18 protein-coding genes and 1 pseudogene are annotated in these 22,585 nt (G+C 68.4%); 10 read left to right on the top strand and 9 right to left on the bottom strand.

Translation table 11 applies throughout. The features are described 5' to 3' along the window. The first annotated feature begins 65 nt into the window (after positions 1-65). Both ACN9M6_RS11460 and ACN9M6_RS11455 read left to right on the top strand, forming a co-directional pair. Positions 66-1,149, top strand: a pseudogene (locus ACN9M6_RS11460) (IS30 family transposase). Beyond that, positions 1,146-1,925, top strand: coding sequence for an ATP-binding protein (locus ACN9M6_RS11455; protein WP_419163036.1), 780 nt, complete (start codon positions 1,146-1,148; stop codon positions 1,923-1,925). Before ACN9M6_RS11460 ends, ACN9M6_RS11455 begins: the two are co-directional and overlap by 4 nt. A 13-nt stretch (positions 1,926-1,938) precedes the next feature. Here the strand turns inward: ACN9M6_RS11455 and ACN9M6_RS11450 are convergent, their stop codons facing one another. Next, the gene (locus ACN9M6_RS11450) at positions 1,939-3,993 is read right to left on the bottom strand and encodes a bifunctional aldolase/short-chain dehydrogenase (protein ID WP_419163035.1); all 2,055 of its coding nucleotides are present in this window, start codon (positions 3,991-3,993) and stop codon (positions 1,939-1,941) included. Between the two features lie 164 nt (positions 3,994-4,157). Between ACN9M6_RS11450 and ACN9M6_RS11445 the strand changes: the two genes are divergently transcribed. After that, positions 4,158-6,434: a DUF5916 domain-containing protein gene (locus ACN9M6_RS11445; protein ID WP_419163034.1), complete on the top strand. Its 2,277-nt coding sequence runs from the start codon at positions 4,158-4,160 to the stop codon at positions 6,432-6,434. A gap of 21 nt (positions 6,435-6,455) precedes the next feature. Here the strand turns inward: ACN9M6_RS11445 and ACN9M6_RS11440 are convergent, their stop codons facing one another. The 6 genes from ACN9M6_RS11440 to ACN9M6_RS11415 form a co-directional block, all read right to left on the bottom strand. Continuing rightward, positions 6,456-6,842 carry a type II toxin-antitoxin system VapC family toxin gene (locus tag ACN9M6_RS11440; protein WP_419163033.1) on the bottom strand — a complete coding sequence of 129 codons (387 nt, stop codon included), beginning with the start codon at positions 6,840-6,842 and terminating at the stop codon, positions 6,456-6,458. Beyond that, complete coding sequence (locus ACN9M6_RS11435) at positions 6,839-7,105, bottom strand: type II toxin-antitoxin system Phd/YefM family antitoxin (RefSeq protein ID WP_419163032.1); 267 nt, start codon at positions 7,103-7,105, stop codon at positions 6,839-6,841. Before ACN9M6_RS11435 ends, ACN9M6_RS11440 begins: the two co-directional genes overlap by 4 nt. A 53-nt stretch (positions 7,106-7,158) precedes the next feature. After that, positions 7,159-9,222, bottom strand: coding sequence for a prolyl oligopeptidase family serine peptidase (locus tag ACN9M6_RS11430; RefSeq protein ID WP_419163031.1), 2,064 nt, complete (start codon positions 9,220-9,222; stop codon positions 7,159-7,161). Between the two features lie 101 nt (positions 9,223-9,323). Further along, on the bottom strand, positions 9,324-10,427 hold the full coding sequence (locus ACN9M6_RS11425; RefSeq protein WP_419163030.1) for a hypothetical protein: 1,104 nt from the start codon (positions 10,425-10,427) through the stop codon (positions 9,324-9,326). Continuing rightward, positions 10,424-11,311 (bottom strand): carbohydrate-binding family 9-like protein, encoded by an 888-nt coding sequence (locus ACN9M6_RS11420; RefSeq protein ID WP_419163029.1) that lies wholly within the window; start codon positions 11,309-11,311, stop codon positions 10,424-10,426. The genes ACN9M6_RS11425 and ACN9M6_RS11420 overlap by 4 nt, the downstream gene beginning before the upstream one ends. Positions 11,312-11,316: 5 nt before the next feature. Next, on the bottom strand, positions 11,317-11,802 hold the full coding sequence (locus ACN9M6_RS11415) for a hypothetical protein (RefSeq protein ID WP_419163028.1): 486 nt from the start codon (positions 11,800-11,802) through the stop codon (positions 11,317-11,319). Between the two features lie 163 nt (positions 11,803-11,965). Here ACN9M6_RS11415 and ACN9M6_RS11410 point away from each other — a divergent pair, with 163 nt between their 5' ends. The 5 genes from ACN9M6_RS11410 to ACN9M6_RS11390 all read left to right on the top strand — a co-directional run bounded on the left by ACN9M6_RS11410 (position 11,966) and on the right by ACN9M6_RS11390 (position 18,759). Further along, complete coding sequence (locus tag ACN9M6_RS11410; protein WP_419163027.1) at positions 11,966-13,921, top strand: PQQ-binding-like beta-propeller repeat protein; 1,956 nt, start codon at positions 11,966-11,968, stop codon at positions 13,919-13,921. Next, positions 13,918-15,144 (top strand): aminomethyltransferase family protein, encoded by a 1,227-nt coding sequence (locus ACN9M6_RS11405; protein ID WP_419163750.1) that lies wholly within the window; start codon positions 13,918-13,920, stop codon positions 15,142-15,144. Before ACN9M6_RS11410 ends, ACN9M6_RS11405 begins: the two co-directional genes overlap by 4 nt. Then, positions 15,141-16,739: a phytoene desaturase family protein gene (locus ACN9M6_RS11400; protein WP_419163026.1), complete on the top strand. Its 1,599-nt coding sequence runs from the start codon at positions 15,141-15,143 to the stop codon at positions 16,737-16,739. Before ACN9M6_RS11405 ends, ACN9M6_RS11400 begins: the two co-directional genes overlap by 4 nt. Then, positions 16,736-18,331 (top strand): phytoene desaturase family protein, encoded by a 1,596-nt coding sequence (locus tag ACN9M6_RS11395; protein ID WP_419163025.1) that lies wholly within the window; start codon positions 16,736-16,738, stop codon positions 18,329-18,331. Before ACN9M6_RS11400 ends, ACN9M6_RS11395 begins: the two co-directional genes overlap by 4 nt. A gap of 71 nt (positions 18,332-18,402) precedes the next feature. After that, on the top strand, positions 18,403-18,759 hold the full coding sequence (locus tag ACN9M6_RS11390) for an AAA family ATPase (protein WP_419163024.1): 357 nt from the start codon (positions 18,403-18,405) through the stop codon (positions 18,757-18,759). Between the two features lie 95 nt (positions 18,760-18,854). Here the strand turns inward: ACN9M6_RS11390 and ACN9M6_RS11385 are convergent, their stop codons facing one another. Continuing rightward, positions 18,855-19,280, bottom strand: coding sequence for a bleomycin resistance family protein (locus ACN9M6_RS11385; RefSeq protein WP_419163023.1), 426 nt, complete (start codon positions 19,278-19,280; stop codon positions 18,855-18,857). Further along, the gene (locus tag ACN9M6_RS11380) at positions 19,277-20,257 is read right to left on the bottom strand and encodes a malate dehydrogenase (RefSeq protein ID WP_419163022.1); all 981 of its coding nucleotides are present in this window, start codon (positions 20,255-20,257) and stop codon (positions 19,277-19,279) included. Before ACN9M6_RS11380 ends, ACN9M6_RS11385 begins: the two co-directional genes overlap by 4 nt. 191 nt (positions 20,258-20,448) lie before the next feature. Here ACN9M6_RS11380 and ACN9M6_RS11375 point away from each other — a divergent pair, with 191 nt between their 5' ends. Beyond that, complete coding sequence (locus tag ACN9M6_RS11375; RefSeq protein WP_419163021.1) at positions 20,449-20,979, top strand: hypothetical protein; 531 nt, start codon at positions 20,449-20,451, stop codon at positions 20,977-20,979. A gap of 6 nt (positions 20,980-20,985) precedes the next feature. Then, the gene (locus ACN9M6_RS11370) at positions 20,986-22,470 is read left to right on the top strand and encodes a sodium:solute symporter family transporter (protein WP_419163020.1); all 1,485 of its coding nucleotides are present in this window, start codon (positions 20,986-20,988) and stop codon (positions 22,468-22,470) included. Positions 22,471-22,585: the final 115 nt, after the last annotated feature.

Genomic DNA, 22,585 nt, shown 5'->3' with positions numbered 1-22,585 from the left:
ACGGCGGTCTCAAGCGGTGAACGCAACATCTTGGCAGCGGCTGTTCAACTGCCGGGAGGTATGCGATGCGCCAACGGGAGAAGTACGGGAGGCTGAGCGAAGCGGACCGGGTCGAGATCGGGGACCGGATCAAGAACGGGCAAACACACGCCGAGATCGCCGCGGCGGTCGGGTGTTCGACCAAGTCGATCCAACGGCTGTTGATACGCACCGGCGGACTCGCGCCCCGGGGTCGAAATCGTTCGCCGCACCACCTTACGGTTGCCGAGCGAGAGGAGATCTCGCGGGGCCTGACGGCGGGAGACTCGTACCGGGCGATCGCCAGGCGTCTGGGCAGGGCGCCGTCGACGATCTCGCGCGAAGTTGCCGCCAACGGCTCGAGAAAACGATACCGGGCCTGGAGGGCGGAGCGACGGGCGTCCGGGAAGGCCCGGCGCCCGAAGGTGGCGAAGCTCGCCCGGTGCCCCCGGTTGCGGCGGAAGGTGGAGCGTCTGCTCGCCGAGCGCTGGTCTCCGCAGCAGATTGCCCATCGCCTTCGGCTCGATCATCCCTCGGATCCCGAGATGCGCGTGTCTCACGAGACGATCTACCAGTCGCTGTACGTGCAGACGCGGGGAGCGCTCAGAACTCACGGCCTGCCTGCGCACCGGCCGGACGCGACGACGATCCCCGAGGCACAGGCCCGGAGAGGGGCGGCTGAAGGACCTCCATCTCCGAGCGGCCCGCCGAGGCCGCGGACCGGGCCGTCCGGGCCACTGGGCGATCCTTGGGACGATCCGTGCCTCGTCGAGCGCCGCAGCCGCTACGTGCTCCTTCTGCACCTCCCGGCGGACGGACGGCCCCGCATGTGCGCCGCGCGCTTGAGCGGATGGTCACGGCCGGACCAGCTCAGATGAGGGCAAGGAGATGGCCGAGCACGTCCGCTTCGGCATCGAGAGCGGCGTCGGTCTACTTCTGCGATCCGGGAGCCCCTGGCAGCGCGGGACCAGCGAGAACACCAACGGCCTGCTCCGCCAATACTTCCCCAAGGGCACCGATCTCTCCACGCACTGCAGGCCGACCTCGGAGCTCAACGGCCGCCCTCGACAAACCCTCCACTGGCTGAAACCATGTGAAGTCTTCGCCAGGACCGTTGCGTTCACCGGTTGAGACGCCCACGGTTCGGAGGACCGCCCCCGAGTCTGCTCGGTGTCCTGTGGACCGGCGCCTACCCGAGGATTCACCACCGTAGCATCCCGCCCGACGTCTGGCTCAGGGACTATCTCGCGACGTATGTGGAGCGCGATGTCCGGCGGCTGCGAAACATAACGAACCTTGAGGCGTTTTCTGCCTTCGTGAGGTTTGCCGCGGGACGGACCGGGACGGAGGTGAACCTTTCGGCGCTGGCGGCCGATGCCGGTATCCGACACAACACGGCCAGGGCCTGGCTGTCGGTCCTGGAGGCCAGCTTCCTCATCTTTCAGATCCCCGCGTACCGCCCGAACGTGCGCACACGCCAGATCAAGGCGCCCAAGTTCCACTTTCTGGACTCAGGGCTCGCCTGCCACCTGCTCGGCATCCGTTCGCCGGAGGAACTCCGTCATCACCCCCTGCGAGGACAGATCTTCGAGAGCTGGGTGGCGTCGGAGGTCTTCAAGGCGACGGTGCATCGCGACGAAGAGCCCCGTCTGCGGCACTATCGCGCCGCGGGTACCGAAGTGGACCTCATCGTCGATCGGGGATCACGGCTCATACTGGCCGAGGCGAAGTCCGGCGGCACGGTCACCCCGCGCTTCTTCTCCGGCATGCGCACGCTCGGGGAGGCGCTGGAGAAGGCGGGGCTGGCCGTCGACCGGCGGCTCATCTACGGCGGCGACCTTCTCCACCGGCGCGGCGCCGCCGAGGTCCTCCCATGGAACCGCATGCTGGAGAGGGCCTGGAACTGAACGACAGCTTCGGTCAGCGGAGGGCGGCGGCCACGTTGCCGCCGTCGACCGTGAGGACGGCGCCGGTCGTCACCCGGGCGACGGCCAGGGAGACGAACGCCTGGCCGACATCCTCCGCCTGAACTTCGCGGCCGAGCAGGTTGCCGCGCATGTAGCCCTCCTCGGACACGCCGCGCGCCTCGGACCGAGCCGCGATCATCTCGTCGGTGAGCACGCCGCTCCGGATGCGGTCGGCGTTGATGCCGTTCGACCGGATCCCTTCGCGGCCGTGTTCGATGGCGTACTGGCGAACGAGTCCGAGGGTCGCGGCCTTCGGGAGTCCGTAGGGGCCGAACTCGGGGCCCGGGTTGACGGCCTGCTTCGACACGTTGAAGAGGAGGCAGCCGCCCGTGCCCTGGGCGCGCATGATGCGGACGGCAGCGCGGGTCACCCGCTGGTGCGCGAAGAAGTTCAGCTCGAAGCTCTCCCGAAGCACCTTGTCGGGCACGTCCGCCATCGAACCGCGCCAGGCAGCGCCCGCGTTCGAGACGAGGATGTCGACGCCGCCGAAGCGGGCGGCGACCGTGGCGAACGCGCGGTCGACGGACGCGTCGTCGGTCACGTCGCAAGGGACGGCGAGCCCCGCTCCGGCCTCGGCGGCGGCGTCCAGCGAGGGGCCGGGCAGGTCGAACAGCGCGACCTGGGCGCCGGCGGCCCGGAACGCGTCGGCCGTGGCTCGGCCGATGGCGCCCGCGCCGCCCGTCACGACGACGATGTGACGGGCCAGCGCCTTCTCCGTCGCGCCGGCCAGCTTCGCCTGTTCGAGCGACCAGTACTCGATGTCGAACAACTCGGCTTCGGTGATGCTCTCGAAGCGGTTCATGCTCTCGGCGTCCGTGATGACCTCGACGGTCGTCTCGGCCAGGTCGGCGGCGGCCGACGCGGCCCGGGCATCGCGGCCGCTCGCAAACAGCCCCACTCCGGGCACCAGCACGACGCGCGGACTCGGGTCGAGCATGCGCTTCGTCCCGCCGTAGCGTGGATTGTGGCGCTCGAAGTAGGCCGTGTAGGCCTCCCGGTAGGCGTCCACGGCGGCCCGGGCCTGCCCGGTCCAGGTGGCGAGATCGCCGGCGGGCGGCGCGGGGAGCACCAGGGGCAACGGCTTCGTGCGGATCGCGTGGTCGGGCGTCACCGTGCCGACCTGGCTGTACCGGGACAGTTCGGCGCCGCTGACATAGGCCAGAATGGCGGGGCTGGCCCGGTGCTCGAGGACGAAGCGCTCGGCGTCGTCGCGTTCGTTGCCCGGGCGGTTGGCGAGCATTCCGCGAATGGCAGGTGCGATCTCGCTCGCGGAAGCCACGGACCCCGGCAGTTCGGCGGCGGCGAAGACTCCGCGGCGCCCGCGCTCGATCCGCGCTTCCGCGAGACTCACGAATTCGATCATCCGCTCGTACGCCTCGCGCGCGGTATCCCCGAAGGTGAACAGCCCGTGCTTGAGGAGCACCAGCCCCTCGGCGTCGGGATGCGCGTCCGCCGCCACCTTCGCGGCCTTCGCGAGGTCGAATCCGGGCATGATGTACGGCACGATCGCGGCACGATCGCCGTAGACCTCGCGGCAGATCTCCTCGCCGTGAGGCTGGTCTGTCAGCACCAGGGCGGCGTTGGCGTGCGTGTGGTCGATGAACGTGCGCGGCACCCACGCGTGCAGCAGCGTTTCGACCGAAGGGTTCGGTGCCTTGCTGTCGAGGAGGTTGCGACGCTGGAGGTTGACCATGCCCTCGTCGGAAAGGGCGTCGATCCCGGCCAGCCCCAGGAGCGGGTCGAGCTGGACGGCCGGAAGCCCGGCCGGCTCGATCGTCCCCATGTCCCACCCGCTCCCCTTCACGTACAGGACATCCAGGTCGGCACCCGTCACGTCACGGGCTCTCGACTTGACCGAGGTGTTCCCTCCCCCGTGCAGCACGAGTCGCGGCTCGGAGCCCAGGAGTCGAGTCGTGTAGACGCGGAGCGCGAGATCCCTGCCGACGCCTTCGGCCGCGTACCGTTCGACGAGTCCGGCGGCCTCCTGGTCGTTCCACGCGCTCTTCATCTCGCTCTCTCCAACGTCGAGTATCTGTCCTGCGGCCGGCGGAGACGGTACGGATGTCGGCGAAACGCGTCCAGCGCGACGGGTGCGGTCGCGGTGCGGTGTCCCGATTCGCACCGTAGGATTGTGTGGTCCCGGCGCCTGACCGGGCCGTCCGCGGAGATCCGATGACCTGCCGTCGCAGCCCCGTCGTCCGTGTCGTGTTCACAGCGTCGTTTCTGGCCATCCCCCTGGCGGCCCAGGACCCGCCGGGCCGCGAGGGGGCCGCGACCGGCGTGGCGGCTCTCCCCCGCCCCACCCTGGTCGCACGGCCGCTCACGACGCCCATCCGGCTGGATGGAGTTCTGGACGAGCCCGCGTGGCAGGCGGAACCCGCCACCGGCTTCATCCAGGCGGAACCGGACGAGGGACTGCCGGCGACGCAGCACACTCATGTCTGGGTGGCACACGGCGACGGCAACCTGTACGTGGCCGCCCGGTTGCACGACGAGCAGCCCGATCGTCTCGTCGTCAACGACATCCGCAAGGACTTCGACAACCGCGTACAGGATGCGTTCGCCGTCATCCTCGACACCTTCCACGACCGGCGGAACGGCTACGTGTTCGTGACGAATCCCGCCGGAGCCCGGGCCGACCGCCAGATCGCCAACGAGGGCCGCGAGATCAACGCGAGCTGGGACGCCATCTGGCGCGTCGAGACGGCCCGCGTGGACGACGGCTGGACCGTGGAGATGGAGATCCCCTTCCGGTCGATCCGCTCCGCGGCCACCGGCGACGTGTGGGGGATCAACTTCAGCCGCCGCATCCGGCGCAACAACGAGATCGCCTTCTGGGCGCCGGTGCCGCGGGCCTACGGCCTCACCCGGCTCTCGCTGGCGGGCACCCTGTCCGGCCTGCCGGGCACGCGTACCGCGGGCCGCGACCTTCGATTCACCCCGTACGCGCTTGCCAATACCGTCCGCGGCACCGGCGGCCCCTCGTTCGACAGCGAACTGCAGGGAGGCTTCGATCTGAAGTGGGGTCTGACACGCGGGCTCGCCCTGGACCTGACGGCGAACCCGGACTTCGCCCAGGTCGAAGCGGACGAGCAGCGCGTGAACCTCACCCAGTTCAGCCTCTTCTTCCCGGAGAAACGGCGGTTCTTCCTCGAGAACTCGGGGCTCTTCTTCGTGGGCGACCAGGCACGGAACACCCGCGGCAACCTCCTGCCCCGCGTGGACGAGGATCTCCTCCCCTTCTTCAGCCGGCGCATCGGCCTCACGGAGGATGGGAGGACCCAGCCGATCCGTGGCGGCGTCCGCCTCACGGGCAACGCGGCCGGATTTCAGCTCGGCGCGATGGCGATGCGCACCGGCGATGTGGAGGGGGTACCCGGCAGCGATTTCGGCGTCTTCCGGGCACGCAGGAATCTGTTCCGGTCGTCCGACATCGGCGGAATCTTCATGTTCCGGCGCGCGACCGACGGGGGCGGGGAGAACTTCAACCGGATCTACGGCGGCGACACCAACATCCGCTTCCCGCGCGAGATCGATCTCAGCGTCTACTATCTCGCCTCGGACGCGAAGGGGCCGGGGGGACAGGAGGGGGTCACCCCATCGCCCGCCGACGAGCGAGGCGGCCACACCGTCCGAGCGTCACTGGGCCACGACGGCAACTTCCTGCACTTCAAGCTCGCGTACATGGAGATGTCCCCGGACTTCCAGAACGATCTCGGCTTCCTCCGGCGCACGGGGTTCCGGAAGTATTTCGTCGACTGGGGCGTCCGGCCCCGCTTCCAGTTCATGCGGCGGCTGGGCGTGCGGGAGACCCACCCCCACCTCGAGTGGCACTATTACGATGATCTCGACGGCCGGATGCTCGCCAAGTGGCTGCACACCGGCGTCACATTCTTCATGAACAGCGGGGGCAACGTCCAGATCCAGGTGGACCCGCGCTTCGAGCGCATCGACCGGCCGTTCAGGCTCGACCGCCGGATCGACCCCATCCCGCCGGGATCCTACAGCTGGGCCCCGTGGTCGCTGACGGGGGGGACGGACGCGAGCCGGATGTTCTCGTTCCGCTGGCGGGGCACGCTGGGTGAACTGTGGAGCGGGACGCAAAAGACGGTGTCGCTGACGATGAACTTCAAGCCATCCTATGCCTTCCGGGCCTCGGCCGGGATGACGCGGACTCACGCGACGCTCGACCTGCCCGACGCCAGCTTCGTGCGGACGCTGTGGACGGTGCGGACGAACTACTCGTTCAATCCCGACATGTTCATCGACGCGCTGGTTCAGTACGACGCGGCGCACAACGTGTTCAACTCCAACGTCCGCTTCAACCTGATCCACGCGCCGCTCAGTGACCTGTTCCTCGTCTGGAACGAGCAGCGGATCACGACCGGCGACGGCACTCCGCCGGGCCGCAGCCTGACCCTCAAACTCACCCGCATGCTGGCTTTCTGAGACGGATCCCCGGTGAGACCGTCACCAAAGGACGGGCGCGGGATATGCGGAGATCGCCTCGTCCGGAGTAACGATCGTCAGTCCGTTCAGAATCGCCTGCGAGACGAGCCCGCGGTCAAACGGATCGGTGTGCAGAGACGGCAGGAGTACATCGTGGGCCGCCGAAGCCTCGTCGAAAGCGAGCGGCTCCAGCCCCAGCCACTCTCGCCGACTCGGTACGTAGCGGACGGGCGGCTCGGGGAGCGGCAACCGGCCGAGCCGATGCTTGATCGCGATTTCCCAGCCCGAGAGTGCGCTCAGGTAGACCGTGTTGTCCGGGTTCGCGCAGGCAGACCGCGCTCTCGCCGTCAACTGCGGGTCCGCCGCGGCCAGCCACAAGAACGTGCACGTGTCTACGAGCAGTTTCACGGCTCGTCGCCGACGCCTCCGAACGCGCGCAACAAATCATCGGGGAGAGGCTCGAAGAAACTCGCCGGCACCGTCATGCCGCGGTCGATCCCGATCGGTCGTTCCTTCGCGGGCGCGGCGCGCACCGGACGGATTTCTGCGATGGGCACGTTCCGACGGCACAACGTGACCGTCTCGCCACGCTCGACCCGGGCCAGGTAGCGAGACAGATCGGCTCTCGCCTCGGCAATGTTGACCTTGATCATGTACAAGAAGCTATACAACTACCTGTACATATGCAAACGTAGCCGCCAGGGTCGAGGTGCCCCCGCTGGGCTCACCCGCCGGCCGTGGTGACGGCCTCCTTCTTGTCGGGGTGGACGGGAGAGGCCTCCCACTCGTACTCCTCGCCCAGCACCCACTGGTAGTACCAGTCCAATTCCACGTTCGCCTTGAACAGCCGTTGCTGGAGTTCGACCCAGCCGTGGCCCTGTTCCGGCGCGACATAGAGGTGCGTGGGCACGCCGTTGTGCTTGAGGCCCTGGTACAGTTCGACGGACTGCGGCATGGGCACGCGCTCGTCGTTCTCGCCTACCAGAACCAGGGTCGGCGTCACGACCTTGTGGAGGTCGAACAGCGGAGAGTCGGCCATGTACTGCTCGATCGGGGCGTCCTCGGACCAGGGCGTGCCCCCGAACCACGGCGTGCGGTAGATGCGGACGTCGGACTGCGCGTACATCGACATCCAGTTCACGGCCCCGGCGCCGGATGAAGCGGCTTTGAAGCGGTCCGTATAGGTGATGATCTTGTTCGTCATGTGACCACCGGCGCTCCAGCCCATTTTCGCCATGCGGTCGCCGTCCACGAGCCCGCGATCGATCAGATAGTCGACTCCGGCCATCACATCCTTGTGCGCCTGGTCGAAATAGTTGCCGATCATATTGCGCAGGAAGGCGTCGCCGTACCCGGTCGACCCGCGGTAGTTGGGCTTGAACACGAACCAGCCGCGCGCCGCGAGCACGGCTTCATAGTTGCTCGAGCGCGAGAAGCGGAACTTGTCGGACGACGGCGGCCCGCCGTGCGTCTGGACGACGAGCGGGTAGCGGACGCCTTCCTGATAGTCGATGGGAAAGAAGATCAGGCCCTCCACCTCGACCCCGTCCTCGCCGGTGTACTGGACCGCCTCGATCCGGGGCAGGAGGAACTCATCGGCCAGATAGTCGAAGAGATGGGTCACTTGTTGCAGCGACCCGGACCCGGCCATCGCCCGCAGGTCTCCGGCGTTGGTGGAACTGCTGACCGAAACGAGGTGCGTGCCGGAGCCGGGGTGATAGTCCCAGGCGCCGACGGAATGATCCCCCTCGGTGATCGGCTCGGCTCTTCCCGCGTCGGTGGCATCGGCTGGGACGGAATAGAGTTGCTGGCGAACCCCCGTGTTCGCGCGGAAGTAGATGGAGCGGCCGTCCCGCGACCACATCGCCGCGTTCACGTCGAAGCTCCCTCCCGGGAGGACGGAGACGGGGTCCCCGCCGTCTGTCGGGACGACGAACAGGCGCTGGTTGAAGTAGAAGTCGCTCAGTTCGTCATTGGTATTGGAGATGAAGAGCGCATGGCCGTTGTCGGGTGAGAGAGCGGCGTTGACCTCGCCGACGCCGTTGTCCGTGATCTGACGGGCGCCCGTCCCATCCGGAGCCATCGTCCACAGTTCCGACGTGAGCAGGTCGTCGTACAGGGCGGTCGGCGCCAGCTGCGCGAGGAGCATCGTCCCGTCGCGGGAGAGGGAGTATCCGCGCACCATCATCCCGGCCTCGGTTACGCGCTCGGCCGGGCCGCCCGCGCTCGAGACCCGCCACAGTCCGGTGGGGCGTTTGTCTTCCTCGTAGCGGAAGACATTGTCGTTCACGGCCTCCCTCGCCTTCTCCGCCTCGGACTTCTCATCCACGGCCATGAAATAGATCCACGCGCCATCGGCGGACCACGAGATCGAACTGACGGGCATGGGGTGCTCGCTCACGGCCCACGCCTCGCCCCCGCCGGTGGGCATCACGAAGACCTGGTCATGCTCGGTGTCGTGCCGGTCCGCCACGAACGCGATGCGTGTGCCATCCGGCGACCAGCGGGGGTTCGACTCGCCGCCCTCTCCGTTGGTCATGCGTGCAGTGCCGGAGCCGTCCAGGGCGACGCGCCAGATATGCGATATGGTCCCGTTGGCTTCCCAGTCGGTATCCGTCCTCGCATACAGCACCTCCGATCCATCCGGCGAAATGCGTGGATCGGCGAGGCCCGGGATGTCCATGAGGTCGACGATCGTCATCGCACGGCGTTGTGCCGTGAGAGAGGTGGCAAGGGGGAAGACAGTGAGGACGGCGAGGATTCCGAATCCGAGGATGCGGCGAGACATGGCAGACTCCTTCGGTTCGCGGTGGCCCAGCGCAGCCCATCGATGTTGGTGGACCTGTCCCCGAGGGACAAGAGGGCGACCGTGCTCTTGCTGCGAACTGCTTAGACTGTCGCGTCTCTCAGGGCCGCGAGGTGTGCGTCGGTGAGGCCTTCCATCTCGAACATGGACACCCCCGACGCGCCCGCGGCCCGGGCGGTAGCCACGGCTTCGGCGAGCTGGCCGGGATCGAGGGACGGCAGGTAGAGTCCGGCGTTCAGAGGCCGCACCTTCCCGGCGCCGCGGCCTCCCCCCAAGTCAGCGGCCCCGAGCGCAGCGACGCCCTCGCGCACGCCGGCGCCGATCCAGTCGATGTCCTCCAGATAGAACCCCTGGTAGAGCATCGGGAAGAAGCGGTCGAGCGGCCAGCGATCCCAGTCCTGCCGGACCAGCCTTCGCGCGATGGAGGGCGTGGGGAAGACGGCCGCGGAGATCGGCTTGCCGTTCTCGTGCGCCGCGTCCGCGAGTTCCCTGACGACGCGGGTCACGCCGTCCCAGCGGAAGCGTCGCCAGGCTTCGTCGGCCGGAGGGTCGGGAATGTCGAGCGGATCTCTGCCGTCCAGGGCGGTGAACTGCTCGCGGCAGACATCGCAGTAGCAGTAGTCGAACTCCGGGTGCTCGACATCCTGCACGAGGTCGTACGTCTCCCACAGGGCGCGCGGGAGGATGACGTCGCAGTGGCGCACATAGTCGAGATGCACGCCGTCCACCGCCGGGTTGGCGGCCAGTTTCGCGATCCTCCCGCCCAGATACTCGCGCACGGGTCCGCGCGAGGGGCAGACCCACCGGTAGTATCCGACGTAGGGCGGCCGATCGAGCGAACTCGCGAGGTTCCGGCTCACGGTGAACCACTCGGGATGGTTCTCCCGCACCCAGGCGTCGCCGTTGCGGTTGAGCGTCCAGAACCAGTGATGATACTCGAGTCCCGCAGAGCGGGCGGCCCCCGAGATCCTGTCGATGTCGCCCCCGCCCACGAGGACCGCGTGGAAACCGGCCTCCCGCAGACGGGCGAAGCGACGGCCCCACTCGCCGGCGTCATGGTCCCGGTTCCCGTGCACCCACGCCCACACTGTGAAGGACGGTTCCTCACCTTCGCGGGGCGCGCAGGCGGGGAGCGTCCCCAGAAGCACCGCACTCCCGGCGGTCCGGACGAAGTCCCTGCGTCTCATCGGGGCTCCACGAAGCGCAGCAGGCCCCACCTCTCCGGAATGTGCATGTCGATCTCGCCCTGTGGAGACCAGACCCAGTTGTGTTCCGGATGGTCGCTCCAGTCCACGGGTTCACGCTCCTTGCGGTATTCTCCGTCCACGACCACCAGGGGCCATTGCACGCGCGAGAAGTTCACGCGCCAGACCTCTCCCGGCCGAGGCGCGCCGGCCGCGGCATGCCGCGGGGCTTCGGGAGGGCGGAACGCGGACCAGGGGATCGCGATCTCGACGGACCAGCCGGCGTCCCCGTCGGACGGGTCGTTCAGCGTGCCCTCGAGACGAACCGCCGTACGCAGGCCTTCCATGTCCCACCCGACGTTCGCCTTGCCCTTGCGTCGATACGGCTTGTCGAGAAAGAGATCGAATTCGGTGCCGAGGGCGTTGATCTCGAGTTCGTAATAGGCGAGGCCATCACCGTCGGGATCGAGGAAGACCTCGAAGTCGTTCTCGCGGTACACGATCGCGTCGCGGTCGGCCAATGTGGCCCACAGGTGGGGCTCCTCGAGTTCGGCGCCCACGTACAGGCCGTGCTCGTCCCATGTGATCTTCACGCGCGTCGTCCGGCTCGGATCGGGCCAGCCTTCGCCGCGAATATCGACGAAAGACTGCGTCCACGGCGCGACCCGCCATGCCGGGTCGTCCAGGGCTCCGTCGAGGACGACGGGCGTAACGGTTCGTGGCGCCTCGTATTCCCGCACCTGCACCGGGGTCTGGGCCGCCAGGACCGCCACCGTCGGGATCGCGGCCGTCGCGAAGGCCGCCAACGTCGCGGAGAGCCTCAACGTCACGAGCCAGTCGATTCCGGTCCGAACGCTGCGTGTGGCCCGGCGGGCGGCGCGGGTCATGACAGCTATTGGGCCGAGGGGAATACTTCGAAGATCCCGCTGGGCGCCGGAGTTTCGGCCACGAGACGGCCTTCCGCGTCCAGGATCCACACATGCGCGCGATAGTAGCCCTGGAAGGCGAACGACTGGAGCGTCAGGGCCTCCTCGAACGACGCTCCGGGCCCGATCTCGACCATCCGCTCCGCGATGTCCGCCAATGTGACCCCGGCGCCGCAATGTAGCCGCGGATCATAGAACTCCTCAAAGTCCACCTCCAGGTTCGTCACGCCGACGAGTCTGGTCGCGCACACGTCCTTGAAGATCGGGTCGCCCGAGACGTTGCGCGTGGTGATGGTGACGGACTGGGTGGGCCGGTACTGGGGTCGGTCGACACACACTTCGGCCCCGTGCCGGGTGGCGCACAGGGCGGCCAGGGGTCCGGTGGCCTCCGCGCCGCAGGACACGGCGAGCGCGGCCGCCAGTATCGTCGCCGTGAAACCTCTTGCCATCATTCGTCTCCGCGTTACTCCAGAGTTCGGTGAGAGCGGAATATACGTCGGTACACGCGCGCGTGGGACGGTTGCCGCCCGGCGCGTCGCGACGGAGTGTAGGCGTTGGCGGGAGGAGCCGCAGCGGGCCGAGTGGGAGTCACATCTGTCTCACGGAGTGGAACGGATGAACCGAAGCAACAGGCATGCCGGTTGGTTCACGGGTCTGGTCCTGCTGTGCGTGGGGCTGCCGGGTGATCCGCATCCGGTGGCGGCGCAGGCTGGCGCCCAGGACGGAGAATGGACGTACTGGGCCGGAGACGCCGGGTCCACGCGCTATGCGCCGCTCGACCAGATCGACGCCTCGAACGTCGAGGACCTCGAGATCGCGTGGCACTGGCAGGCGCGGAACTTCGGCCCGACGCCCGAAGCCTACTACCGGGTGACGCCGCTGTACGCGAATGGTACGGTCTACGCGACGGCGGGATTTCGGCGCGCGGCGGTGGCGCTCGACCCGGAGACCGGCGAGACGCTCTGGATGTATCGGCTCGACGAGGGGGAGCGTGGCCGCAACGCGCCGCGCGGCAACTCCGGCCGCGGCGTCGGCTACTGGACCGATGGCGTCGAGGAGCGGGTGCTTCTCATCACACCGGCCTACCACATGGTCTCGCTGGACGCGAAGACCGGCGTCCCCGACCCGGCCTTCGGCGAGGGTGGCATCGTCGACCTCAAGCTGGGACTCGGACGGGAGATCGATCTCGTGAACGACCGCATCGGGTCAAGCTCGCCGCCCGTGGTCGTCGGGGACGTGATTGTCGTCGGGGCAGCGCTTCCGCAGGGGGGACGGCCTCCGACGAAGGAGATGCCGCCGGGCCATGTGCGAGGGTTCGACGCGCGGACGGGCGAGCAACTCTGGACGTTCCACACCATCCCGCAGCCCGGCGATCCGGGGCACGAGACGTGGGAGGAAGGGTCCTGGGACTACACGGGGAACACCGCGGTCTGGACGCCGTTCACGGCCGATCTCGATCTGGGCTACGTCTATCTGCCCGTCGAGTCGGGGACCGGCGACTACTACGGAGGGCACCGACCCGGAAACAACCTCTACTCGCAGAGCCTCGTGTGCGTGGACGCAAGGAACGGCGAGGTAGTCTGGTACTTCCAGACGGTGCACCACGGGATCTGGGACTTCGATCCACCGGCCGCGCCGATTCTGATGGACATCACGGTGGACGGGCGCGAGATCCCGGCCGTGGCGCAGGTGACCAAACAGTCCTTCACCTACGTCTTCGACCGCGTGACGGGCGAGCCGGTATGGCCGATCGAAGAGCGGCCGGTGCCGGCGGGCGATGTCCCCGGCGAGTGGTACGCGCCCACCCAACCGTTCCCGACGCTGCCCGTGCCGTTCGACGTGCAGGGCGCCACGGAGGACGACCTCATCGATCTCACGCCGGAACTCAAGGCGCAGGCGGTCGAGATCGCGAAGAACCTCACGCTCGGAGAGTTGTTCACGCCTCCCACCGTGCTCGTGGAGGGAGGCAAGCAGGGCACGCTGATCACGCCCGGCAGCCTCGGTGGGGCAAACTGGCCGGGCGCCGCGTACGACCCGGAGACGCAGCGGTTGTTCGTGGGGTCCGCGACGCGGCCCACGGTGATCGGTCTCGTGAACGATCCCGAATCGTCGAACATGCAGTATATCGCAGGACGCCCGCGCGGCGTGGGCGGGCCGCAGGGACTCCCGCTCATGAAGCCGCCCTGGGGCAGAATCACCGCGCTCGACATGACGACGGGACAGAAGGTGTGGGCGATCGCGAACGACCACACGCCCTCGTTCGTGGAAGAGCACCCGGCGCTCGAGGGGGTCGAGATCCCCAGGACGGGACGACCGAGCCGGGCCGGGCTCCTCGCGACGCGCACGCTTCTGTTTGCGGGCACGGGCGGCGGGACGATGTCCGCAGACCTCACCGGGCTCCTGCGCGCTCACGACAAGGCCACGGGCGAGATCCGGGCCGAGATCGAGCTTCCGTCGCACCAGACGGGCGTGCCGATGACCTACATGCACGACGGGAAGCAGTACATCGTTGTCGCGGTGGGGGGACGTGGCGTGCCGGGGGAACTGGTCGCGCTGCGGCTCCCGGGCTGAGGGCGTCCGCAGCGGGGGTCCTTCGCAGGACTCCCTTCCACGAGCGGACCGGCCCGCTCTGCCAGGCGGGGAACTGGCGGCGCTGGGCCGGGCACCTTGCCGCCGGTTCGTACGAGCCCACGCACGAGCACGAGTATCACGCCATCAGGTCGGCGGCCGCGCTCATCGATGTCTCCCCGCTCTACAAGTACCGGCTCTCGGGTCCGGGGGCGGCGGCGCTCGCCGACCGCGTCGTGACGCGGGATGTAGGCCGGCAGGCCGTGGGGCAGGTGTACTACACGGCCTGGTGCGACGGGGCGGGCAAGGTCCGGGACGACGGAACCCTCCACCGGCTCGGTGAGACGGACTTCCGGCTCACTTCGGCGGAACCCACGCTCGGGTGGCTGCACGAGAACTCCCGAGGGCTCGACGTCGAACTCGTGGAGGAGACAGAGCGCCTGGGCGCACTCGCGCTGCAGGGGCCGCTCTCGCGGGAGCTCCTCCAGCGGATCACGGACGGGGACGTGGAGGGATTGCGCTATTTTGGCGTGATGTCGGCGCGGATCGCCGGGTTCCGTGCGGAGATCTCCCGCACCGGGTACACGGGCGACCTCGGGTACGAGATCTGGGTGGACGCCGGGGACGCGATCCCGCTGTGGGACGCGCTCACGGCGGCGGGCGAGCCGTTCGGCCTTGCCCCGGCGGGCATGCTGGCGCTCGACATGGCGCGGATCGAGGCCGGCCTGCTCCTCGTCGACGTGGACTACGTGCCCGCGCAGCGGGCGATCATCGCGGACCAGAAGTCGTCGCCGTATGAGCTCGGCCTCGGCTGGACCGTGTCGCTGGACGCGTCGAACTACGTGGGCCGGGCAGCCCTCCGCGCGGAGTCGGCCCGCCCCGCCGAGTGGCGCTTCCGCGGGATCACCCTCGACTGGGAGTCGCTGGAGGAGGCGTATGCGGAGGTCAACCTGCCGCCCCAGCTGCCCGGGACGACGCTACGAGACAGCGTGCCCCTCTACTCCGGCTCTCGTCAGGTCGGGTACGCCACGAGCCAGGGCTGGTCGCCGACCCTCAAGACCTACCTGGGGCTGGCGCATCTACGAGCGGACTTTGCCTTGGTCGGGACCGAAGTCGAGATCGAGGTGACGGTCGAGCACCAGAGGCGTCGGGCGCGGGCCACCGTAGTGCCGACGCCGTTCTTCGACCCCGACCGCAAGCGCGCCACCCGGCGTTCGACCGCATGACCGCAACCAATACGTACGATGTCATCGTCGTCGGCGGCGGGCACAACGGACTCATCAACGCGGCCTATCTGGCCCGGGCCGGGTTGCGGGTCGTCGTACTCGAGCGCCGGCACCTGGTCGGCGGGGCCGCCGTGACGGAAGAGATCTTCGCGGGCTTCAAGTACTCGGTGGCGTCCTACGTGGTCAGCCTGCTCCGGCCCGAAATCATCCGCGACCTCCAGCTCGCGCGACACGGGCTCGAGATCCTGCCGCTTGGGAGCACGGTCACGCCGCTCCCGAACGGCGACTACCTGGGGCGCTGGGCCGATCACGACCAGACGCGACGCGAACTGTACCGCCATTCGCCGAGAGACGCTGAAGCTTACGACGACTTCGCGACGCTCATGTACCAACTCGCGTGGGCGGTGAAGCCCCTCCTCGGGATCGTACCGCCCGACCCGCTCTCTCCGGGCGTGCGGGACCTGCGGACGCTGCTCGAGTTGGGCAGACACGTACGGGGCCTGGATGAGCGGCAGTTCCACGCGCTCTTCAAGCTCGGCACGATGAGCGCGGCCGATTACCTCGATGAGTGGTTCGAGTCGGATGTGCTCAAGGCGACGATGTCGGCGAGCGGGATCATCGGAACCTTCCTCGGCCCGCGATCACCAGGGACGGCATACGTCCTCCTCCATCATTACATGGGGGAGATCGACGGCGTATTCCGGGCCTGGGGGTTCGCGAAGGGCGGGAACGGGATGGTGAGCGAATCCATCGCCTCCGCGGCGCGAGCCCACGGGGCCGAGATCCGGACTCGGGCTACCGTCGATCGAGTCCTCACGCGCCATGGACGTGCGGCGGGCGTCGTTCTCGAGGACGGCGAGGAACTGCGGGCGACGACCGTCGTCTCCGGGGTGGATCCGAAGCGGACATTCCTCGACCTCCTGGACCCTGAAGAGTTGCCGCGGGAGCTGGTGGACGCGATTCGGCGCTTCCGCATCCGCGGGTCCTCGGGCAAGGTCAACCTCTCGCTGGCGGAGCGGCCGGAGTTCGCCTGCCTGCCGGGCGACGGGCCCCACCTGCGGGGCGCGTTCTCGATCAGCCCGAGCGTCGACTACCTGGAACGAGCCTACGACGACGCCAAGTACGGCGGATTCTCGCGGCGGCCCTACATGGACATCGTGATCCCGTCGATGATCGACCCCGGGATGGCGCCGCCGGGGCGGCACGTGATGTCGATCTTCGTACAGTATGCGGCGTTCGATATCGCAGGAGGCTGGGACAACGCGAAGAGGGAGGCGTTCGGGGACGCCGTCGTGGACACGCTGGCGGAGTATGTGCCGAATCTGAGGGACTCCATCCTCCACCGGCAGGTGCTCACGCCGCTGGACATGCAGGAGCAACTCGGCCTCACCGAGGGGAACATCTTCCACGGCGAGCTGACGCCCCAGCAGCTCTTCTTCTTCCGTCCCTCTCCGGCGTGGGCCGACTACCGGACGCCCGTGCGCGGATTCTACCAATGCGGCTCGGGCACCCACCCGGGCGGCGGCGTGTGCGGCGCGTCGGGGCGGCTCGCGGCGCTCGAGATCCTGAGAGACCGGCGGCGGGGGCGCCGGTGAGCCGCTACGACGCCATCGTCATCGGGGCCGGGCACAACGGGCTCATCGCGGCCACATATCTGGCGCGCGCCGGGCTGCGAGTCGTCATCGTCGAACGGCGCGAGGCGGCGGGCGGGTGTGCCGCGACCGAGGAGCTGTGGCCCGGCTATCGGGTGGACACGGGCGCTCACAGCCTGACCGGGCTCGATCCGCGAGTCGTAGAGGATCTCGACCTCGCGGGCGCCGGGCTGCAGATCCTGTCCCCCGACCCGTGCGTCGTGTCGCCGCAACCGGAGGGCGAGGCGCTCATTCTGGAGGCGGATCCGGCGCCCACGGCCGACCGGATTCGGCGCTTTTCGGCGCGCGACGCGGCGCGCTGGCCCGACTTCGTGGCGGCGATGTCGCGGGTGAGCCAGGTGCTCGCGTTGCTCTACCGGACGCTGCCGCCGCGGATTGCCGGCGCGGACCGCGCGGACCTTTGGGAACTTCTCCGCCTGGGCGCGAGGCTGGGCCGCGTAGGCCGGCGCGACGCCCTGGAGCTCATGCGGCTCATCCCCATGACGGTCGAGGAGTTGCTGTACGAATGGTTCGAGAGCGAGGCGCTCAAGGGCGCGCTCGCGGCGGACGGGGTACGGGGGATGTGTCAGGGGCCGCTGGCTTCGGGCACGGGGTACATGTTCCTGCACGGAGTGGGCGCGGACGGCGTCGTTCGGCGCCGGCGGCAGGTGCGCGGCGGGATGGGCGAACTGGGCAGTGTCCTTCAGCGGGTCGCGGCCGCTGCGGGCGCGGAGATCCGCCTCGGTCACGGGGTGGCCTCGATTTGCGTGGAAGATGGGCGCGCGACGGGCATCGAACTCGCCGGGGGCGAGCGGATCTCGGCGCCGTGCATCGTATCGAACGCGGATCCGGGCCGAACCCTGCTCGGCCTCGTCGACCCCGGCGAACTGGCACCCGAGTTCGTCCGCGCGCTGGACAACATCAAGTACCGGGGCGTCTGTGCGAAGGTGCACCTCGCCCTCGGCGAGCCGCCAAGCTTCCGAACCGGCGACAGCGCAGCCCGGGCCGCCGTGCTGGCCGGCTCGTCGATCACCATCGCACCAAGCGTCGAGTACATCGAACGTGCCTACGACGATGCGAAGTACGGACGAACGTCGTCACGTCCGGTCGTCGATGCCGTCCTGACGAGCGCGCTGGATCCCGGCCTGGCTCCGGAAGGCCGTCACGTCCTGTCCGCGGTGGCTCAGTACGCGCCCTTCGACCTGGCCGACGGACCATGGGACGCGACTCGGCGTGAAGCGCTGGGCGACGCGGTCATCGCGACGCTGGCCGCGCACGCGCCCAATCTCGAGGCGGCGATCCTCCACCGGCACGTACTCACGTCCGCAGACCTCGCCGACCGCTTCGCGCTGCCCGAGGGGAACATCTACCACGGCGAGATGACGCTCGACCAGGTCTTCTTCGGTCGACCGGTCGGAGGCTGGGCACGTTACCGCACGCCCATCGCGGGCCTCTACCTGTGCGGCGCCGGCACGCACCCCGGGGGCGGGCTCAACGGACGCCCCGGCGCCGCGGCCGCGGCGCGGATTCTCCGCCACCGAAAGCGCCGCCGATAGCCAAGCCACCGTACGACCGTCAAGTTGCGGGGAACCGAGGCGGCGACCACCTCCGCAGGCACGCACGCAACATGCACCGTTTCGAGAACTTCAAGAGCTTCCGGGACGCCCGGATCGACTTGTTGCGGCGGCCTCTTACCATCCTCATCGGCCCGAACGGCTCCGGGAAGACGAACGCGCTCGATGCGATCGAGGTGCTCTCGACCATCGCGTCCGGACGACACCTGCACGAGATCGCGGACCTCGGCCGGAGGGCTGCCCTCAACGTTCGCGGCGGCCTCCAGGCCTGCGTTCGACACGGCAGCGAGACGTTTGGTCACGCTCGACTCCCTGAGATGATCCGGGTGTTCCCGCCACGCGGCGTGTGGGCGATAACGACCAGCCGGCCCTGCAGAACCACCGCCGATGACATGAACGTGCCGCCGTAATAACTACAAACGTAGCTACATTGCCGATCATGTCGAGGAGGAACGGTCGTGGTGGCGACCTGCCCGTACCGGGCGCGGCGGCCAAGGCCCGCACCTTACTCGAGGTCAATGCCGCGGCTGATGCGGAACACATGCCCATCGGGGTGCCGGACGTGCATTTCGCGCACTCCCCAGGGCATATCCGTCGCGGGCCATGTGATCTCCAGGCCCTGTTCGACACAGCGTTGCTGGACGGCATCGACATCTTCCACCCAGACCGACATCCACACGCCCTTGTCGGCGGCGTCATCGCCCCCCGGCCCGAACGTGCTCTCCAGGGCACTTCGGCCTCTACCGCCCTGACAGCCCTGACACAGGAAGATCTGGTGGTCGCCGGAAGTGACGCCTCCGAAGTCGGGTGGACTGCCCCACTCCCATCTCTTGTTCCATCCCAACCGTTCGAACCACGCGAAGCTCTTCTGGAGGTCGGAGACGTTCAGGATGGGGGTCAGCCCCTTGGCGACCATCCCGGGGGCCGTCACCCGAGAAGGTTCGCGACCGCCTCGCGCTCCTGCCGCAACTCGGCGTCGGTGACGCTCATGCGCTCGCGGCTGAAGTCGCTCAGCTCCAGACCCTCGACGACGGAGTAGTCACCGCCCGCGCAGCTCACCGGGTGTGAGTAGACCACGCCGTCGGCCACGCCGTACCGGCCGTCCGCGTGGATGGCCATGCTGGCCCAGTCGCCCTCCGGCGTGCCGTGCGCCCAGGTCCGCATGTGGTCGATGGCAGCCGAAGCCGCCGAGGCAGCGGACGAGGCGCCGCGTGCCTGGATGATCTCGGCGCCGCGCTTCTGCACCTTCGGGATGAAGGTGTCGCGATACCAGGCCTCCTCGACGAGGTCCCCGGCCGCGGAACCGGCCACCGAGCAGTGGCTGATGTCCGGGTACTGCGTGGCCGAGTGATTGCCCCAGATCGTCATGCGCCGGATGTCCGTAGCGTGCGCTCCCGTCTTCTCGGCCAACTGGCTGATCGCCCGGTTGTGGTCGAGCCGCGTCATGGCCGTGAACTGGCGCCGGTCGAGCCTGGGGGCGTTCGCCGCCGCGATGAGGCAGTTCGTGTTCGCCGGGTTCCCGACTACGAGGACGCGCACGTCGGGTGATGCGTGGTCGCTCAGCGCCCGGCCCTGCGGACCGAAGATCCTCCCGTTGTCGGCCAGCAGATCGCCCCGCTCCATCCCGGGCCCCCGCGGCTTTGCGCCCACAAGCAGGGCGTAGTCGACGCCCTCCAGGCCTTCGTTCACGTCCGCGGTGCCCGCGACCCCGTGCAGTAGCGGAAACGCGCAGTCGTTGAGTTCCATCTGGACGCCCCGCAGCGCGTCGAGCGCGGGCGCGATCTCCAGCAGTTGCAGGGCGACGGGCTGGTCGGGCCCGAGCATGTCGCCCGCCGCAATCCTGAAGGCGAGGGCGTATCCGATATTGCCTGCGGCCCCCGTGATGGCGACCCGCGCTGGTGCAGTCATGGCGTCTCCACGCGATTCTCTGGTTGTGCTGGGCTGAGCGTCGGCCCCGCCGCCCGGCGGTCGGGGAGCGGCAAACTCACAGCACCGACCCGTCAAGTCCAGCGCGAAGCGGTCTCGCGCCACGGCTCACGGCGTGGCAACTTCGGCGCTTCACACACCGAGGGGGGATCCGGATCCGCGATACGGCTCGCATGAACCGCCTGATGGCGCTGCTTCTCGCGCTGTGCTCGGTCCTGCTCGGGCTGCTTGTGATCGCGGTCGCGGCGGGAGCCGGGCGGGACACACCGCTCCCTCACCCCGAGTTCGGCCCCATGCAGGTGGGGATCGACGCGGGCGAACTGGGCGCCCCCGTTTGGGCCGCGTACGTCGCCGGCATCGTCATGCTCGGCACCATGTGGGTCACGATGCTGATCGGGTTCCGGGCGGGACACTGGATTCACCGGGCGGTATCCGCGTGGACGGTGGGCTACGTCCTCGTCTTCGTCATCCTCATGTGGAGCTTCGGCGCCTACGTCACCGGCGACACGACGATCGTTCTGGGTTTCACGGCATCAACGTCTGTGCTGGTGTACGGGCTCTCGCTGGCGCCGTGGATCCCGCTCATCGCGATCACGTGGAAGTTCGAGGACGCCTACTTCGGCCCCGAGGAGCAGGCCCGCTTCGACGAGATCGTGTCCGAGGCGAAGAGCCGGCGTCACCCCCCCCGCGACGGCGAGGCCTAGCGGTCCGTGGAGGCGAATCGCGCCCTGATCACGCTGATCGCCGTGATCGCATACATGGCGCTCTGCGTCGCCATCGGGCTCTGGTCGCTCCGTCGCACCACGTCTGCGCAGGACTTCTTCGTGGCGGGGCGCAGGCTGGGGACGTTCGTCACCGCATTCGCAATCTTCTCGAGCACCATGAGCGGGTTCGGGTTCGTGGGAGGACCCGGGCTCATGTACTCGATGGGAACGAGTTCAATCTGGATTCTCGGTACGATCGTCATCTCCAACATCATTGTGCTCAACCTGGTGGCGAAGCGCATTCGACTGGTGGCGGAGCTTCGCGAATGCGTATCGCTCCCGGACGTGGCCGCGGCGCGCTATGGCGCACAGTCGGTGCGCGCCTCCGTGGCCGTCGTGATCCTGCTCGGCGTGCTGGGCTACCTCGCGACGCAGATCCTGGCCATGTCGATCGTGCTGCAGGGCGTGTTGGCCGAGGCCGGCGTGCTCCGGGAGCCGAGCCTCGCGCTCTGCGTCGCCATCTCCTGCTCCGTCCTCATCTTCTACTCGGTCACCGGGGGCATCGTGGCCTCGGTCTATACCGACGTGATCCAGGGCGCGATCATGATCGTCGCTTCCACGCTCGTCTTCGTCACGGTGCTCGGGACGTTCGACGGCGGACTGGCCGAGATCAGCCGGATCGTGGCGGCGGACGACCGGGCGGCAGGCGGGCCCTGGGGAACGATCGGCATCATGGGTGCGCTCGCCTGGTTCTTCGTGTTCGGTATCGGCGTGGCCGGGCAGCCTCACATCATCACCAAGTTCATGATGCTCCGGCGCATGAAGGAACTGCGGTACGTGATACCGCTCGGTGTCCTCGCCTACAGCGTCGCGGCGCTGCTCTGGATCGGGATCGGCTTCGCGATGCGCACACTGGTGATTACCGGGGGACACCCGGCGCTCGCGACCCCGGACGCGGCCTCGCCGGAGTTCCTGCAGACCTTTACGCACCCGCTTCTTGCCGGCGTCGTCTTCGCCGCGCTACTTGCCGCGATCATGTCCACCGCGGACGCGTTCCTGAACATCGGCGCCGCCGCCGTCATGCACGACCTCCCCATCGCGATCCGGGGACGCTCGCTCGGGAACGAACTCGCCTGGGCCCGCATCATCACCGGCCTGCTCGCGGTCGCGGCCGCCCTCGTCGCGCTCTCTTCGGGTGACCTCGTGGCCCTGCTGGGCGCATTCGGCTGGGGGACATTCGCGGCGGGACTCGTCCCGGTCATCGCGATCGGACTCAACTGGAAACGGGCCAACGCCCTGGCGGCGAACGTCGCCATCGCCAGCAGTCTGTTCGTCAACTTCGGACTCCGGCTCGGCGGGATCCGTCTTCCCTACGGGGTGGATCACGGAGCGGCGGCGCTTCTGGTCTCGCTCGTCCTCTTCCTCTCGATTTCCCTCCTCACGAGACCGGAGCCCGTTCCGATGGACATCGAGGGGGTCATGGACCTCTGATTCTTGAGTCCTGACCCTCCCCTTGAGGAACGGTAAGAATCGCCAATTTCATCGTTTGCGAACGATCCGAGGCGAGACGCATATTTTGGACATATCGATGGACACATCTCGGTAC

Origin of the sequence: Candidatus Palauibacter sp. (genome assembly GCF_965197445.1) — a bacterium.
GTDB lineage: Bacteria > Gemmatimonadota > Gemmatimonadetes > Palauibacterales > Palauibacteraceae > Palauibacter.
Note: the sequence above shows the minus strand (reverse complement) of the source record. Positions and strands in the feature narration are given on the sequence as shown.

Bases quoted from the DNA above. Each gene is read 5' to 3' on its own strand.
- ACN9M6_RS11450 (WP_419163035.1), bottom strand. From the start codon at position 3,993: ATGAAGAGCGCGTGGAACGACCAGGAGGCCGCCGGACTCGTCGAACGG.
- ACN9M6_RS11445 (WP_419163034.1), top strand. From the start codon at position 4,158: ATGACCTGCCGTCGCAGCCCCGTCGTCCGTGTCGTGTTCACAGCGTCG.
- ACN9M6_RS11430 (WP_419163031.1), bottom strand. From the start codon at position 9,222: ATGTCTCGCCGCATCCTCGGATTCGGAATCCTCGCCGTCCTCACTGTC.
- ACN9M6_RS11425 (WP_419163030.1), bottom strand. From the start codon at position 10,427: ATGAGACGCAGGGACTTCGTCCGGACCGCCGGGAGTGCGGTGCTTCTG.
- ACN9M6_RS11420 (WP_419163029.1), bottom strand. From the start codon at position 11,311: ATGACCCGCGCCGCCCGCCGGGCCACACGCAGCGTTCGGACCGGAATC.
- ACN9M6_RS11415 (WP_419163028.1), bottom strand. From the start codon at position 11,802: ATGATGGCAAGAGGTTTCACGGCGACGATACTGGCGGCCGCGCTCGCC.
- ACN9M6_RS11410 (WP_419163027.1), top strand. From the start codon at position 11,966: ATGAACCGAAGCAACAGGCATGCCGGTTGGTTCACGGGTCTGGTCCTG.
- ACN9M6_RS11400 (WP_419163026.1), top strand. From the start codon at position 15,141: ATGACCGCAACCAATACGTACGATGTCATCGTCGTCGGCGGCGGGCAC.
- ACN9M6_RS11390 (WP_419163024.1), top strand. From the start codon at position 18,403: ATGCACCGTTTCGAGAACTTCAAGAGCTTCCGGGACGCCCGGATCGAC.
- ACN9M6_RS11380 (WP_419163022.1), bottom strand. From the start codon at position 20,257: ATGACTGCACCAGCGCGGGTCGCCATCACGGGGGCCGCAGGCAATATC.
- ACN9M6_RS11375 (WP_419163021.1), top strand. From the start codon at position 20,449: ATGAACCGCCTGATGGCGCTGCTTCTCGCGCTGTGCTCGGTCCTGCTC.